Origin of the sequence: Pseudoalteromonas sp. MIP2626 (assembly GCF_013414205.1) — a bacterium.
GTDB lineage: Bacteria > Pseudomonadota > Gammaproteobacteria > Enterobacterales > Alteromonadaceae > Pseudoalteromonas > Pseudoalteromonas nigrifaciens.
This window is the reverse complement of record NZ_JAATTW010000021.1, coordinates 19,482-32,513: the sequence shown is the minus strand read 5'-3', so window position 1 is coordinate 32,513 and position 13,032 is coordinate 19,482. Positions and strand designations below refer to the sequence as shown.

The 13,032-nt window shown below is 40.2% G+C and carries 13 protein-coding genes and 1 tRNA gene; 6 read left to right on the top strand and 8 right to left on the bottom strand.

The window, feature by feature from the left end; all coding sequences use genetic code 11:
- The first annotated feature begins 26 nt into the window (after nt 1–26).
- The 3 genes from HC000_RS18555 (at nt 27) to HC000_RS10490 (ending at nt 1,978) form a co-directional block, all read left to right on the top strand.
- Nucleotides 27–269 carry a hypothetical protein gene (locus HC000_RS18555; RefSeq protein ID WP_257025494.1) on the top strand — a complete coding sequence of 81 codons (243 nt, stop codon included), beginning with the start codon at nt 27–29 and terminating at the stop codon, nt 267–269.
- Nucleotides 270–610: 341 nt separating this feature from the next.
- The gene (locus tag HC000_RS18550; protein WP_257025493.1) at nt 611–1,591 is read left to right on the top strand and encodes a S41 family peptidase; all 981 of its coding nucleotides are present in this window, start codon (nt 611–613) and stop codon (nt 1,589–1,591) included.
- 3 nt (nt 1,592–1,594) lie between these two features.
- A complete protein-coding gene (locus tag HC000_RS10490) occupies nt 1,595–1,978 on the top strand; it encodes a hypothetical protein (protein WP_011327001.1) in 384 nt (127 codons plus the stop codon).
- Nucleotides 1,979–2,048: 70 nt separating this feature from the next.
- Here HC000_RS10490 and HC000_RS10485 read toward each other — a convergent pair whose 3' ends face one another.
- The 4 genes from HC000_RS10485 to HC000_RS10470 all read right to left on the bottom strand — a co-directional run bounded on the left by HC000_RS10485 (nt 2,049) and on the right by HC000_RS10470 (nt 5,199).
- On the bottom strand, nt 2,049–3,224 hold the full coding sequence (locus tag HC000_RS10485; protein ID WP_011327000.1) for a mandelate racemase/muconate lactonizing enzyme family protein: 1,176 nt from the start codon (nt 3,222–3,224) through the stop codon (nt 2,049–2,051).
- Between the two features lie 27 nt (nt 3,225–3,251).
- Entirely contained in the window at nt 3,252–4,019 is a 768-nt protein-coding gene (locus tag HC000_RS10480; protein ID WP_179807606.1) for a class II aldolase/adducin family protein, read from the bottom strand.
- A 142-nt stretch (nt 4,020–4,161) separates the two neighbouring features.
- Nucleotides 4,162–4,485 carry a c-type cytochrome gene (locus HC000_RS10475; protein WP_011326998.1) on the bottom strand — a complete coding sequence of 108 codons (324 nt, stop codon included), beginning with the start codon at nt 4,483–4,485 and terminating at the stop codon, nt 4,162–4,164.
- A gap of 174 nt (nt 4,486–4,659) precedes the next feature.
- Nucleotides 4,660–5,199, bottom strand: a complete 540-nt coding sequence (locus HC000_RS10470) for a DUF2058 domain-containing protein (RefSeq protein WP_011326997.1) — start codon at nt 5,197–5,199, stop codon at nt 4,660–4,662.
- Between the two features lie 264 nt (nt 5,200–5,463).
- Between HC000_RS10470 and HC000_RS10465 the strand changes: the two genes are divergently transcribed.
- Nucleotides 5,464–6,612: an MFS transporter gene (locus HC000_RS10465; RefSeq protein ID WP_179807605.1), complete on the top strand. Its 1,149-nt coding sequence runs from the start codon at nt 5,464–5,466 to the stop codon at nt 6,610–6,612.
- Here HC000_RS10465 and HC000_RS10460 read toward each other — a convergent pair.
- The gene (locus HC000_RS10460; protein WP_011326995.1) at nt 6,579–7,079 is read right to left on the bottom strand and encodes a prolyl-tRNA synthetase associated domain-containing protein; all 501 of its coding nucleotides are present in this window, start codon (nt 7,077–7,079) and stop codon (nt 6,579–6,581) included. The genes HC000_RS10465 and HC000_RS10460 overlap by 34 nt on opposite strands.
- A gap of 1 nt (nt 7,080) precedes the next feature.
- On the bottom strand, nt 7,081–7,467 hold the full coding sequence (locus HC000_RS10455; protein ID WP_011326994.1) for a hypothetical protein: 387 nt from the start codon (nt 7,465–7,467) through the stop codon (nt 7,081–7,083).
- Between the two features lie 167 nt (nt 7,468–7,634).
- Here HC000_RS10455 and HC000_RS10450 point away from each other — a divergent pair.
- Nucleotides 7,635–7,710: transfer RNA gene (locus HC000_RS10450), tRNA-Ala, on the top strand.
- Between the two features lie 236 nt (nt 7,711–7,946).
- Here HC000_RS10450 and HC000_RS10445 read toward each other — a convergent pair.
- Both HC000_RS10445 and proB read right to left on the bottom strand, forming a co-directional pair.
- Nucleotides 7,947–9,194, bottom strand: a complete 1,248-nt coding sequence (locus HC000_RS10445; protein WP_086994847.1) for a glutamate-5-semialdehyde dehydrogenase — start codon at nt 9,192–9,194, stop codon at nt 7,947–7,949.
- Nucleotides 9,191–10,297, bottom strand: coding sequence for a glutamate 5-kinase (proB, locus tag HC000_RS10440; protein ID WP_011326992.1), 1,107 nt, complete (start codon nt 10,295–10,297; stop codon nt 9,191–9,193). The genes HC000_RS10445 and proB overlap by 4 nt, the downstream gene beginning before the upstream one ends.
- Nucleotides 10,298–11,160: 863 nt before the next feature.
- On the opposite strand from proB, the gene HC000_RS10435 reads away from it, so the two are divergent.
- Nucleotides 11,161–13,008, top strand: a complete 1,848-nt coding sequence (locus HC000_RS10435) for a sodium:proton antiporter (RefSeq protein ID WP_058372400.1) — start codon at nt 11,161–11,163, stop codon at nt 13,006–13,008.
- Nucleotides 13,009–13,032 lie beyond the last annotated feature (24 nt).

Sequence of the window (13,032 nt, the reverse complement as noted above, 5' to 3'; positions counted from 1 at the left end):
AATCGTTTAAAAATAGAGCTTCTTATATGCACTCTAAAATTCGTGACAAAAAAACAACAACACTCGCTTCCTTAGCACTGCTTAGCGTTTTATCTGGGTGTGGCGGCGGTAGCGATAGCGAGGGCCTTACTCCTAATAGCAATACCAATAGCTGGAACGCAGGGGTATTTGCCAGTGCCAGCCAATTTAAAGGACAATGCCAAGCAAGTAATGAAAAAACTGGCTGCGTTCGTGGAGTAACGAAACCTACCTTTGGTACGATGAGATAATAGATACCGATCCAGCGCTTACAAGCGGCGTAGTTGCTTATTTTAACACCTTAAAAACCAATGAACTGACCGATTCAGGCGCTAAAAAAGATAACTACCACTTTAACTTACCTACCGATGAGTGGCAGCGCCAAAGTCAATCAGGGGTAACCTATGGCTATGGCTTTAATATAAAAATACTTGCTAGCAGCGCGCCACGCCAAGCCGTTATTAGCTATACCGAGCCAAATACACCTGCGAGTAATCAAAACCTTGCTCGTGGCTTTGAACTTGTTGCAGTAGATGGCATTGATTTTGTAAATACGACTTCCAGCAGTGAAGTTGCTCTTATTAGTGCAAGTTTGTTTCCTGAGCAAACAGGTAAAACGACCGAGTTTGTATTTAAAGACATAAATACTAACCAAAACCGTACCGTAACACTCACCTCGCAAAATATTACCTCGCAACCGGTAGTCAATGTGCGTACCGACTTAGCCGATGGCGATGTGGGTTATTTTCAGTTTAATAGCCATAATGCGATTGCTGAAGATCAGCTCTACAATGCATTTAACCAATTTGCAGCAAGTAATATTAAAGACTTAGTGATTGACGTACGCTATAACGGCGGCGGCTTTTTACAAATGGCCAGCCAAGTAGCCTATATGATTGCGGGCCGCGCGAACACCCAAGGAAAAGTGTTTGAGCGTACTGTTTTTAACGATAAAAATCCAAATACCAACCCGGTAACTGGGCAAACACTTAGCCCAATGCCGTTTACTAATCAGTTTGTGGGATTTGCTGATAACCCTGCAACTGTGCCCGGTAGCGCACTGCCAACATTAAACCTAAACCGCGTATTTGTTCTCACGACTAGCAGCACCTGTTCAGCAAGCGAAGCCATTATTAATGGTCTGCGCGGCGCCGACATTGAAGTGATCCAGATAGGCTCTGGTACCTGTGGCAAGCCTTATGGCTTTTATCCTACCGATAACTGCGCAACCACCTATTTTACCATTCAGTTTAGCGGTATAAATAATAAAGGTTTTGGCGAGTATGCTGATGGCTTTGCGCCAAAAAACACTATTGATAACGCTTTTCAACCCGTATTATTAAATGGTTGTGCGCTTGCCGATGACTTTTCTCAGCCATTAGGTAATGCCAATGAAGCACTGCTTAAAACAGCGCTTAACTATCGAAATACCGGTAGCTGCCCTGCGCCAAGCTCCATAAACAGTAAACAAGGTTTTGCACCTGCTATTACAACTGATTCGCCTGAAGTAAAAGATACGCGAATTCAAACCTTGCTTGAGCAAAATACTATTCTTAGCGATAACATGAGATAAACCATGAAAGTACGCCGACTTACAGTAATCGCATTTATAACAACCGCACTCAGCGGCTGCTTAGCACAAAGCGCTGAGCCAACTCCTAAGCTGCAGCATGCGCTATTAGTAACACCTAATAGCATAGCAGTAGCTAATGCTATTGCTAGCTTGCTGCATAGCTCACAAGTGCAATTAGCCGATGATGTATTTACTACTAACAGTACTGTGACGCTCGATAAACTCAACCATAAAGACTCTATGGGTAATCCTATTATGGGTAAGCAGCTTAATATGCCCGACCAGTTTGAGTTAATGATTAAAGGCAAGCAATGCTTTGTTCGCCATCTTGATAGCAAAGCAACGCAGCAGTTAAAAGGCGTGCAGTGTAAAATTAATCAGCTATAACAATAACGCCAAATAGAAAAAGCCGCGTAGTGAGCTATCACTACGCGGCTTTTTAATCTGTATGCTAAAACTATTTAATTTCTACACGCTGCGAGCGCATTACAATCTCATCGTTTAATTCAATACCAATACCTGGCTCTTCCGACACTTGAAAAAAGCCATTTTTAGGTTGAGGATCTTGCAGACACAACTCACGGTTCCATTTTTTAATCGCATAAGTATGATGCTCATGAATTAAAAAGTTAGGAATGGCTGTTTCTAAATGCAGTGAAGCTGCAGTCGCTACTGGCCCGCCGCATACATGCGCTTGAATGCGCACATCAAAAATATCGGCGTAGTCACACACTTTTTTCGTTTCGGTAAAACCACCACATAAACCAATATCGGGTTGCAATACATTAATACTTTGATCTTCTAAGTATGGGCGTACACCCCAGCGGTTATACAAGCGTTCACCACCAGCAATTGGCACGGCCACTTTATCAGCCACTTTGGCATGCAATGAATGGTTTAAATAGTTAACGGGTTCTTCAAAAAACATGCAATCGAATTCTTTCGCTATTTCGCCCAATTGAATTGCCGAAGTCACCCCTGGTAAGCTATGGCATTCAAAAATAATATCAACTTCGTCGCCTACCGCTTCACGAATCGCTTGCATACGCGCACGGTACAACTTCATTTCAGCGCGGGAAATAATATTAGTGCGATCGTAGTAAGTATTGCCGTCTTTATCGTACTGAATTGGGTCTACTTTTACTGCATCGTAACCCTCGGCAACCGCTTTTAAAGCCGCTTCGGCGTATTCTTGTGGCTGCACTAATGCTTTAAACTCGCTATCCCAGTCAAACTGCAGTTGCGATGCATAAGTGCGTAATTTATCGTTAACCTTACCACCAAGCAGTTGATACACAGGTACACCCAGTGCTTTACCTTTAATATCCCACAGAGCAGTATCAATCGCACTCATTGCAGCATATACAACAGGCCCACCACCTAAACCCCAAAAGCTTTCACGTAACATACGCGACCAAAGCTTTTCGGTTTGAAATGGGTCGTGGCCAATTAAAAATGCATCGGCCATTTCTTTGATCATAGCGGCAGCAGCGCTGTGGCCTAAATCGTATGCAAGGCCCGCTTCACCCACACCACTAATGCCTTCATCAGTATGAATACGTACAAATACTGGAGTCCAAGCAGGACGATCTGGGCAATGAATATCAAACACTTCAACGCGATTTACTTTCATGAATATTCCTTATTAACCTTTAAATGGTTATTTTGCAAAACTAGGATCAAGTCGGTACGCTTTGCGCAGCATAGCTGGCCACGCTAACTGCCCGCCAGTACTACCACTGTGCACTACATTTGCTTGATTATAAATATTGTCGATTATAGGCTGCGGGACGCTAATAGCCTGCTGCGAACTGGCTTGAATAGCGAGCTGTATTTCACAGGCGCGCTGTAAATCATAAAAGCGCATAAAAGCATCGCCCACCGTTGGCCCCACTGTTAAGCCACCGTGGTTAACTAACAACATATGGTTAGTATTGCCTAAATCATCTTGTAAGCGTTTTCGTTCATCATCGTTAACCGCTAACCCTTCGTAACCATGATACGAAAGCGACGGCAAAGAGAACATGGAATACTGACTTAGTGGCAATAAGCCATTTTTTTGTGTAGCAACAGCTATGGTTTCTTTCGTGTGCAAATGAATCACACAATGCGCATCGTCGCGCACTTCGTGAATTGCGCTATGAATAGTAAAGCCAGCTGGATTTATATTAAATGGCGTGTCGTCAATAATATTGCCACTTAAATCTACTTTAACTAAGTTAGAAGCGGTGATCTCATCAAAGGTTAAACCAAAGGCATTCACTAAGTAATGATCACTGCCCGGTATCCGCGCCGATAAATGCGTGTAAATTAAATCGCCCCAACGAAAATGATCCACCAACCTATAACAGGCGGCTAGATCAACTCGTAGCTGCCATTCTTGTGCTGATACTTTATTTTTTAAATCGAGCTGGGGTAAATCAAACATAATAAGCCTTTAAATACACATAAGATCAATTGCGCAATAGATGTTTAGAAGTCTAAATTAGTATTTAGGTTATAGCAATCAGGAAATAAAACAGCCACACTAGGTGTGGCTGTTTTTTAATAAAAATAATTAACTGCGTTTATTATTTTACGTTTGCAAGGTAATCAGCAATTGCAGCAAACTCTTCATCTGTTACGGTTGCTACCATAGCTTTCATAGCCATAGACATACCATTACTGCGCGCACCTGATTTAATGTCTTTCATTTGTGCAACTAAATAGTCTTTATTTTGACCATTTAATTTAGGGTACATGCCCATAATAGGTGCTTTACCTTCAGCGCCGTGACACGTTTGGCAGTTTTTAGCAGTGTAAAGTGCAGCACCATCTGCAGCAGCTGCATTAAATGACAAGCTTGCGGCTAAACTAATACCCGCGCCTAATAAAAGTGTTTTAATTTTGCTCATTGTATTTACTCTTCTTTTTTGACGGTTAAAAAACTGTTCTGGTGATTGTAGTCAACAACACTATAAAAAGCATACGTAACTAATAGCATTTGACGATCAATCAGAACAAATACATGTACAGCTCATTTAAGTTAACTTTAGCAAAAATTAAATGAGTCTACACTTAACTAAAATTTACCACGTTAAATCATCTGGTATTTCAAAATCGGCGTATGGATCGTCTTCATCTTTTACTTTGCTTTCTGGCTCAACATGAAAAACAATATAATGTTCATCTACTTCAGCTACTTTACGTGCCGGTTCGTCTTCTAATACGTAAAATCGGCCTTCGAGCACACAAATAGCTAAGCGACCACCCGATAACGCTTTTTGCGTTCTTTCGTTTACTTCAATGCTCTTTACTTTGTTTTCGTAAGTAAAGTTAAAAGTACGCTCACCACGTATTGCTTCTTGGTTATGGTGTTCTAAAATTTGTTTAACACGGGCACTTTGCTCGCGCTGCTTTAAACTACCTTGGCGTGCCTGGTTAAGCTCTTCTGCTTTTTGTTGCTGCTCAAGTTTTGTTTGTTGAATATGCTTTTGTAAATCGCTAGGGTTACTGGTTGCACCCTTTTTTTGCTTTTTTTGCTGCTTACGCTTTTCTGATTTAGCAACTTTAGCTTTATGCGATGTTGTTAATCCTGCTTGGAGCAATTGCTCTTGAAGTGACCCCATGGCTCTATTCCACTAAAAACTAATATTAAGACTATTTTAATCACCAATGCCGGCAAATAACAGCGCTATCATCATTAATCTAACAAACGACGATAAAAACACCATGATTTAGCGCAAAGATAGCGACTCTTTTAGTAAACAATTACTTATTACTGTTTATGGGCATACCAAATAGTCGCTTAAAGTATTCGTTTTTAGATTATCAAACACAAGGGATTTTTAATATACTGCCACTTAACTATTAGTTACTCGCCAAGCTATATAATGCGCCTACCTCACTTGTTGCTTTGTTCTGTATTTATTTTTTTTGTACTTTACGCTCCACAACCACTGCTTGGCCTATTTGCAGTTGAGTTTGGTGTTGCCCCCGCCGTTGCTGGCAGCTTAATGACTGCGGCTATGCTACCACTGGCTATTGCGCCTTTAGTGTATGGGTTGTTTTTAACTAAACGTAATCCTTTATTTATATTACGCATTGCTATGTTGTTATTGGGAGGATGCTGTTTATTATTTGTTTACGCCCCCACCTTTGAGCTGCTGTTATTGGTACGCTTTTTACAAGGCCTAATATTACCAGCGGCATTAACAGCCATGACCAGTTATATTGGCATGAGTTTTAGTGCCGATACACTGCAAAAAAATATGATAATCTACATTGGCAGCACCATAGTAGGCGGCTATTTTGGACGTGTTCTGGCAGCTATTTTTAGCGATATATGGCACTGGCAAAGTTTTTATTATTTTATTGCCACCATGCTCATTTTGCTTGCGTGGAGTATTCCCCATACCCGCTTTAAAAGTAATAACGTTAAATCAATACTTTCACCACTAGACTATATTAAACAACTGCGTGAAGGGCCGCTGCTAAAAGTGTATGGTGCGGTATTTTGTATGTTTTTTTGCTTTGCCGCTTTACTTAATTATTTACCTTTTATTTTGCAAAATACTTTTTTAATCACTAATACTCGCGACATTGGCTTGGTTTACAGTGGTTATTTAATCGGCGCTTTAGCGTCTATTACAACACCTTGGTTACTTAAAAAAGTGCCCTCTGCATGGCATTTATTAACGGCTATATTTTTGTTTTACAGTATTAGCATTGTCATGTTAATGAGCCACCAGCTAATAGTGTTTTTAGCCGCATTTACATTATTTTGCGGGTCTATGTTTGTGATTCACTCAACTGCCGCTCCCTTAGTTAATAAAATAAGTAAAGCACCACCAAGTGTTACTAATGGCGGGTATGTATCGTTTTATTACAGCGGCGGTGCACTTGGGTCGTTATTACCAGGGGTGATATACCAGCATCATGGGCAAACCGCATTTATGGCAGCTTTATTGGCTGTTTGCCTATGCGGCTTGATGCTGGTTATATGGGCTTACCTTGAAGGTAAAAATACTACGCGAGGCTGATGCTCAGTAAAGTTAAAAAACTGCTCTAAGTCTGCTTTATTAAGTAACCAGGTTTGGGTGTTTTCAAACGGATGACAATGAAATAGCTCACCTTGCCAAATATCTTGATCTAGCCAAACGCTTACTTCGTTTTGCTTGTCGTTCATTAGGCTAAGCATAGATACACACCCAGGTGCTACTTTTAAATAGCGCGCTAAACGCTCGCTTGAGGCAAATCCTAACCGCGATAACCCTTGTTGTTTTGACAATACTTTTAAATCAAGTTGCTTGTCATGGGCGGTTATAACTAAAAAGTGCCGCTTACCTTCATTATCACGTAAAAATAAATTTTTAAGTCGTGTACCTGGGCGCTCTACCATAAAGGCATCGGCATCTAAACTGCCATGTAATGGTGGGTGCTCTATCACCTCATAATTAATATTTAACTGCGCTAATAGCGCTGCTAACTTTGTTTTATCAGCTAACATACTACAAACAACGTCCTCTTAATTGCACACTTAAATCACGCCACAGTACCTCATTAATTTCATGCTTAGCGGGGCAATAGTTGCGTGTTTCAAGCTCTTTATTTAACAATTCAACAGCTTGATCTTCTAACTGCAATTTTAAAATACTCGACTCTTCAAAATGCTCTTGCGCTGCAAAACGCTCAAAGTCACTGCGGGTAAACTTTTTATCTAAATTAATGTTCTGGCGGCTTTTAGCCTTTACCGATACTACATAGGCAAATAGCTTATTTCCTTGCTCATCTTGCTTTTCATGAAACTGTTTATTATTTATTTCATAAGGTTGCTCGTCACTTGAGTTAGCACAGCCCACAAGCAGAACCATCAGTACTAAGGCATACTTTTTCATTTTTAATTGTCTTTTTACTGAATATTGTTGTTGAGTCTACCAAAATTTCATCTAAACGGTAAAATTAGTGAAAAAATACTTGACCTATTTTATAAAAAATCTTAAAGTTCGTCCCGCTTGAGAATCAGCAATCAAGCTTTTACGTAATATGTAAAATTTAGGAATGTGGGGCTATAGCTCAGCTGGGAGAGCGCCTGCCTTGCACGCAGGAGGTCAGCAGTTCGATCCTGCTTAGCTCCACCACTTTCCTACTCCCTCCTTAGTATTGTCTCAAAGCCATCAATTTATTCGCTATTTTATCTTAAGTTTCACTCTGTATTTAAACCCCAAAATATACGCCATATAGCTAACGCTATTGCACGCTTTTTAATTTTACTGGCTAGCGAAGTAGAGCCTAAGTTAGTTTATTGCACAAAAAAGCCGAGCTGCAGCTCGGCTTTTGAAATTCATAATATGTTTTGTCCTGAAATAAACTAAGTTTATTCGCGGATCTGACCGTCGCCATTAACTAAATACTTTTCAGTAGTTAGTGACTCAAGGCCCATAGGTCCGTAGGCATGTAGCTTAGACGTTGCAATACCAATCTCGGCACCTAAGCCCAGTTGTGAACCGTCTGAAAAACGCGATGAAGCGTTAACAGTTACTACCGAAGCATCAACACTACGTTGGAATAACTCTGCCGTAGCAGCGTTTTTAGTACAAATTACTTCTGTATGATGCGAACCAAATTGCGCTATGTGCTCTACAGCTGCCGCAAAACTTGGAACCACGCGAATGGCTATTTCTAAATCTAAATACTCTTCACCAAATTCATCGTCGCCCAGTACTGTTGCATTGTCAAAATACGTAGCTGCTTGGCTATCGGCATTAATTTTAACGCCTTCTTGACGTAACACTACCGCACACAAGTTTAAAAACTCATCGGCAATATCTTGATGTACAACTAAGCCTTCTAAAGCATTACACACGCCGGTGCGTTGCGTTTTACCATTAAGCAGTAGGTTAATTGCCACTTCAAGGTCGGCGTCTTTATCAACATATAAATGACATACACCTTTAAAGTGTTGGATCACTGGAATTGTGCTGTTTTCGGTTACAAAGTTTATTAACCCTTCACCACCACGCGGTATAATTAAATCAATGCTGTCACGTTGCTGCATTAATTCCATTAATAAGCCACGATCGGGGTCAGGAATTACCGAAATAAGTGCCTCTGGTAAATTATGCTTTGCTAGCACGCTGTGCATTACGCTAGCAATTGCTTGTGAGCTTTTTAGTGCTTCTTTACCGCCGCGTAAAATAACGCTATTACCCGATTTAAAACACAATGCACCCGCATCTGCGGTTACATTTGGGCGCGCTTCGTAAATCATACAAACTACGCCTAGTGGTACGCGCATTTTACGAATTTTAATGCCATTTGGACGCTCGGTAATATCGCGTAGCTGACCAACCGGATCATCTAAGCTTACTATCACTTCGATGCCTTCAGCCATTGCTTCAACACGTTCATCGTTAAGCGTTAAACGGTCAACCATTGCTGCTGCTAAGTTATTGTCGCGTGCCGCGGCTAAATCGCTTTCGTTTTCTTTAATAATAAATGCTTTTTCTGCACGTAGTGCTGCAGCCATGTCCAATAGCACTTTATTTTTTGTCTCGGTATCGAGTAACGCTAACTGATGAGCAGCTTTTGCTGCCTGGCGTGAAATATCCGTAATTAAACTCATGACTTCTCCAATAATGCGATATGTTTTTCAGATATAACAGGTCCAATTGAGTCCTGCATTTTTTCGCTGAATTCACTCTGTTCGTTGTCTGCAATAAAGCTCAACAAACAGCTACTATAATTTGCGGTTGCTTTGGCTAAACGCGTACCATCTTCACTACGTACCAAAATGGTGTCACCAATTGCGAACTCGCCATGCACGGCCATTATTTCATCGCCACGAATACAGCCTGTTTCGCCTTCGAGTGACTTATCAAACGAGCCATCTACAACAACTTCACCCTGCTCATTTGCAGTGTGCGTCATCCAATGTACAGAATCTTGCATTGGTTTTTCGTATGGTAAGAAAATAGTCCCCGGGTTTTCACCTGCAAGTAAACGCGTAAATGTCTCTTCTTTAAAGCCGTTAATAATATAAGTTGAAATCCCATGTGAGGTTGCTTTTTCGGCCGCTTCAATTTTGGTTTTCATACCGCCTGTACCAACTGCGCTAGTTGCACATCCTGCCATAGCATAAATAGAGTCATCAATTGATTTTATTTCAGGCAGTAAAATAGCATCGTCATGCAAGTTAGGGTTTTTATCATATAACCCATCCACATCTGAAAATATAAGCAGCGCGTCTGCATCTGCTGCTGCTGCAACCATAGCAGATAAGTTATCGTTATCACCTACTTTTAGATCATCGGTTGTTACTGCATCATTTTCATTAATAATAGGTAGCACGCCGTGCTCAAGCAAAGTAAATACAGTTTCGCGAATACTTTGATAGCGTTCATGATCACGTAAGTCACCGTGGGTTAATAATAATTGAGCTGATGGAAAGTCAAAAAACCTATCCCACATTGCTATCATTTCTGTTTGACCTGCGGCAGCCATCGCTTTTTTCATCACGACTGAACGTGCTGTATCTGATGGGAACAAATGTGCCCCCGCAGCAACTGAGCCTGACGAAACTAAAATAACTTCAATACCACGAGCACGACAGCGAACAATAAACTGTGCAATGGTTAATATGTAACGTGAACGGCAGCCATCTTGATCCGGTGCAATTAAAGCACTACCTACTTTAAGTACTATACGTCGCCAATTTAACTTATTCATAAATGTTCAACTTTCCATTTTATTTGCGCTCATACAATGTGATGAGCTAAAACTAGTTAGCTAGGTTTAAAACATAGCTTCGAATTTGGTTTATCATTTAAAAACACTTTTTTACACACGCAAAGCGACTTCATCTAAAACTGTTGTTATAGATTTAAGCGCAAGTACTAAATAGCAACAACTCAACGGTGTTGAATAGTACTAACAAAAAATTTAAAAAGTGTTGTTTATGTATCGCTGTAAAAGCTGTGTGTGGCTTTTTTATTAACAACATACATAGAGCCTCTTAAGTCAGATACACCAACAGATAGGGTGATGACTTAAGGACCGAGATTTAAACGCCACGATGGGGGCTAAATATTGAAAGGTAATAATTCAACTCAAACCTTTATTTATTTAAATAGTTAAATAAACTTGTTTAGCAAAATCATACCAAAGAGTTCGGTAAATGATATTTATACTGCTCAAACCCTTAAATCACTACAAAACAGTATTATACCGCTTTAATGTGACTCTAATATTAATAAGTTATTATTTTAAAATAACCACTTAATTAGACAACTAATTGTTTGAACACGAAGTATAATACGCTAAAACAGCAGGTAAAATCAAGGTTAAAATTCAAACCAAGTAAAATACAGCTTGTTTTTCGAACTGTTTTTGTATTAATTATCAAAAAGTTAAACTCTTCTTATAGAGTATTTATTAATATTACTGCTAAAATAATAGACTTTAAAACTCGTAATATCTGATAAACAGCTAAAATTCTATTAGCAAAATTTAACTTATCCGTGTATACCCCTGTATTATAATTAACATAAGTTATACTTTTATCTATCATATTCACAAGGAATTCTTATTCTATGTCAGCAATTTATATAGCCGGTATCGCACTTTGCTCCGTGCTTGCCCAGTGGGTCGCATGGGCGTTTAGAGTCCCTGCTATTCTGTTTTTATTGCTTACAGGACTATTATTAGGGCCATTTACTGGCGTACTAGATCCTGACGCGCTTTTAGGCGATTTACTCTTTCCTGTTGTGTCACTCAGCGTTGCTATTATTTTATTTGAAGGCTCTCTCACCCTGCACTTCAGAGAATTAAAAGGCATCAGTAAAGTAGTCAGAAACCTGTGCTCTATTGGTATGCTCACTACGTGTATAATTATTAGCTTTAGTGCCTATTGGCTATTAGAGCTTAACTGGCGGGTAGCTGCTGTGCTCGGCGCTGTACTTGTTGTAACGGGTCCTACTGTTATTGCCCCTTTGCTAAACTCTATGCGACCAACTCAAGACATCGACCGAATACTACGCTGGGAAGGCATTGTTATAGACCCTATTGGTGCTCTTTTTGCCGTATTAGTTTTCGAAGCCGTGATGTTGGTTGGCGAAGGTCAAATATTTAGCCATACCATTATCGCGCTAGTTAAAACCTTAGGTGTAGGCTTAACAATTGGTGTTGTTGCAGGTTGGCTTACTACACAACTTATGCGCCGAGAGTGGCTACCATTTGAGTTGCATAAGTTTGGCATTTTAGCCCTAGTGCTTATAAGTTTTTCAGTGTCTAATCACTTAAGCCATGAATCAGGTTTATTAGCGGTGACTGTATTTGGTATTTGGCTTGCAAACCAAGATGATTTAGAAATTGATTCGGTGCTTGAGTTTAAAGAAGATCTATCGATGATTTTAATCTCAACACTGTTTATTTTACTTGCAGCAAGGTTAGAACTCTCTGATTTAATGATGCTAGATAGTGACGTTTTTATATTTTTAGCTATCGTGCTATTTATAGCTCGCCCTGTGTGTATTGCAATATCGACTTTTGGTACTGACCTACCAATGAAGTCACGCTTAGTACTCGCTTGGATTGCGCCACGCGGTATTGTTGCCGCAGCTGTTGGTTCTGTATTTGCGCTGAGCATGATGGAAGCTGGTGTTGCTGATGCAGAAAAAATGGTGCCGCTCATATTTACCGTTATTATTATTACCGTGGTGCTGCAAAGCCTAACTGCCATCCCTTTAGCTAAACTGCTTGGTGTACGTCAACCATCACCAAGTACCATTTTAATTATTGGTGCAAACCATGTATCGCGTGCTATTGCGCGAGGCTTAAAAGATCAAAATATTCCTGTGCATTTATCTGACCCTGCATGGGAAAACTGTAAAATGGCCCGTATGGATGGCTTGCCTTGCTACTACGGTAATCCACAATCTGAACATGCTGAGCGTTACTTGCCTTTAACCACTATTCGTAGTGTGTTGGCACTGTCACCAAATCGCCATCACAATGCGCTAGGTGTACAGTATTTTTCTCACTTACTTAATGATAAAAATGTGTTTTCGCTACGCTCATCTTCATCGCATGCTAAAGCGAATAAAGACAGCGCGACTTTCTTATCGCGCCAAATTTTATTTGGTGAAAACGGCTCTTATGCACGCTTAAGCAGTGTGATAGCGAAAGGCGGTAAAGTAAGTGCTACCCGTATTTCTGATGAGTTTAGCTGGGAGCAATATCAAGAAATGAACCCAGAGGCAATTCCACTGTTTATTCTCAAAGGGGATAAAGATGGCGATGACGATGCGCCAGTTAAACTTAGACCCTTTACCAGTGATATGGAAAAACCACCGCAAGAAGGTGAGCGCATTGTTGCTTTGCAACCGGCTAAAATATCACTACTAAAAGATTCACAAGCAAAAGCTAAAGAAGAAAGTTAACACTTTTATTAAAAACTAATAAAA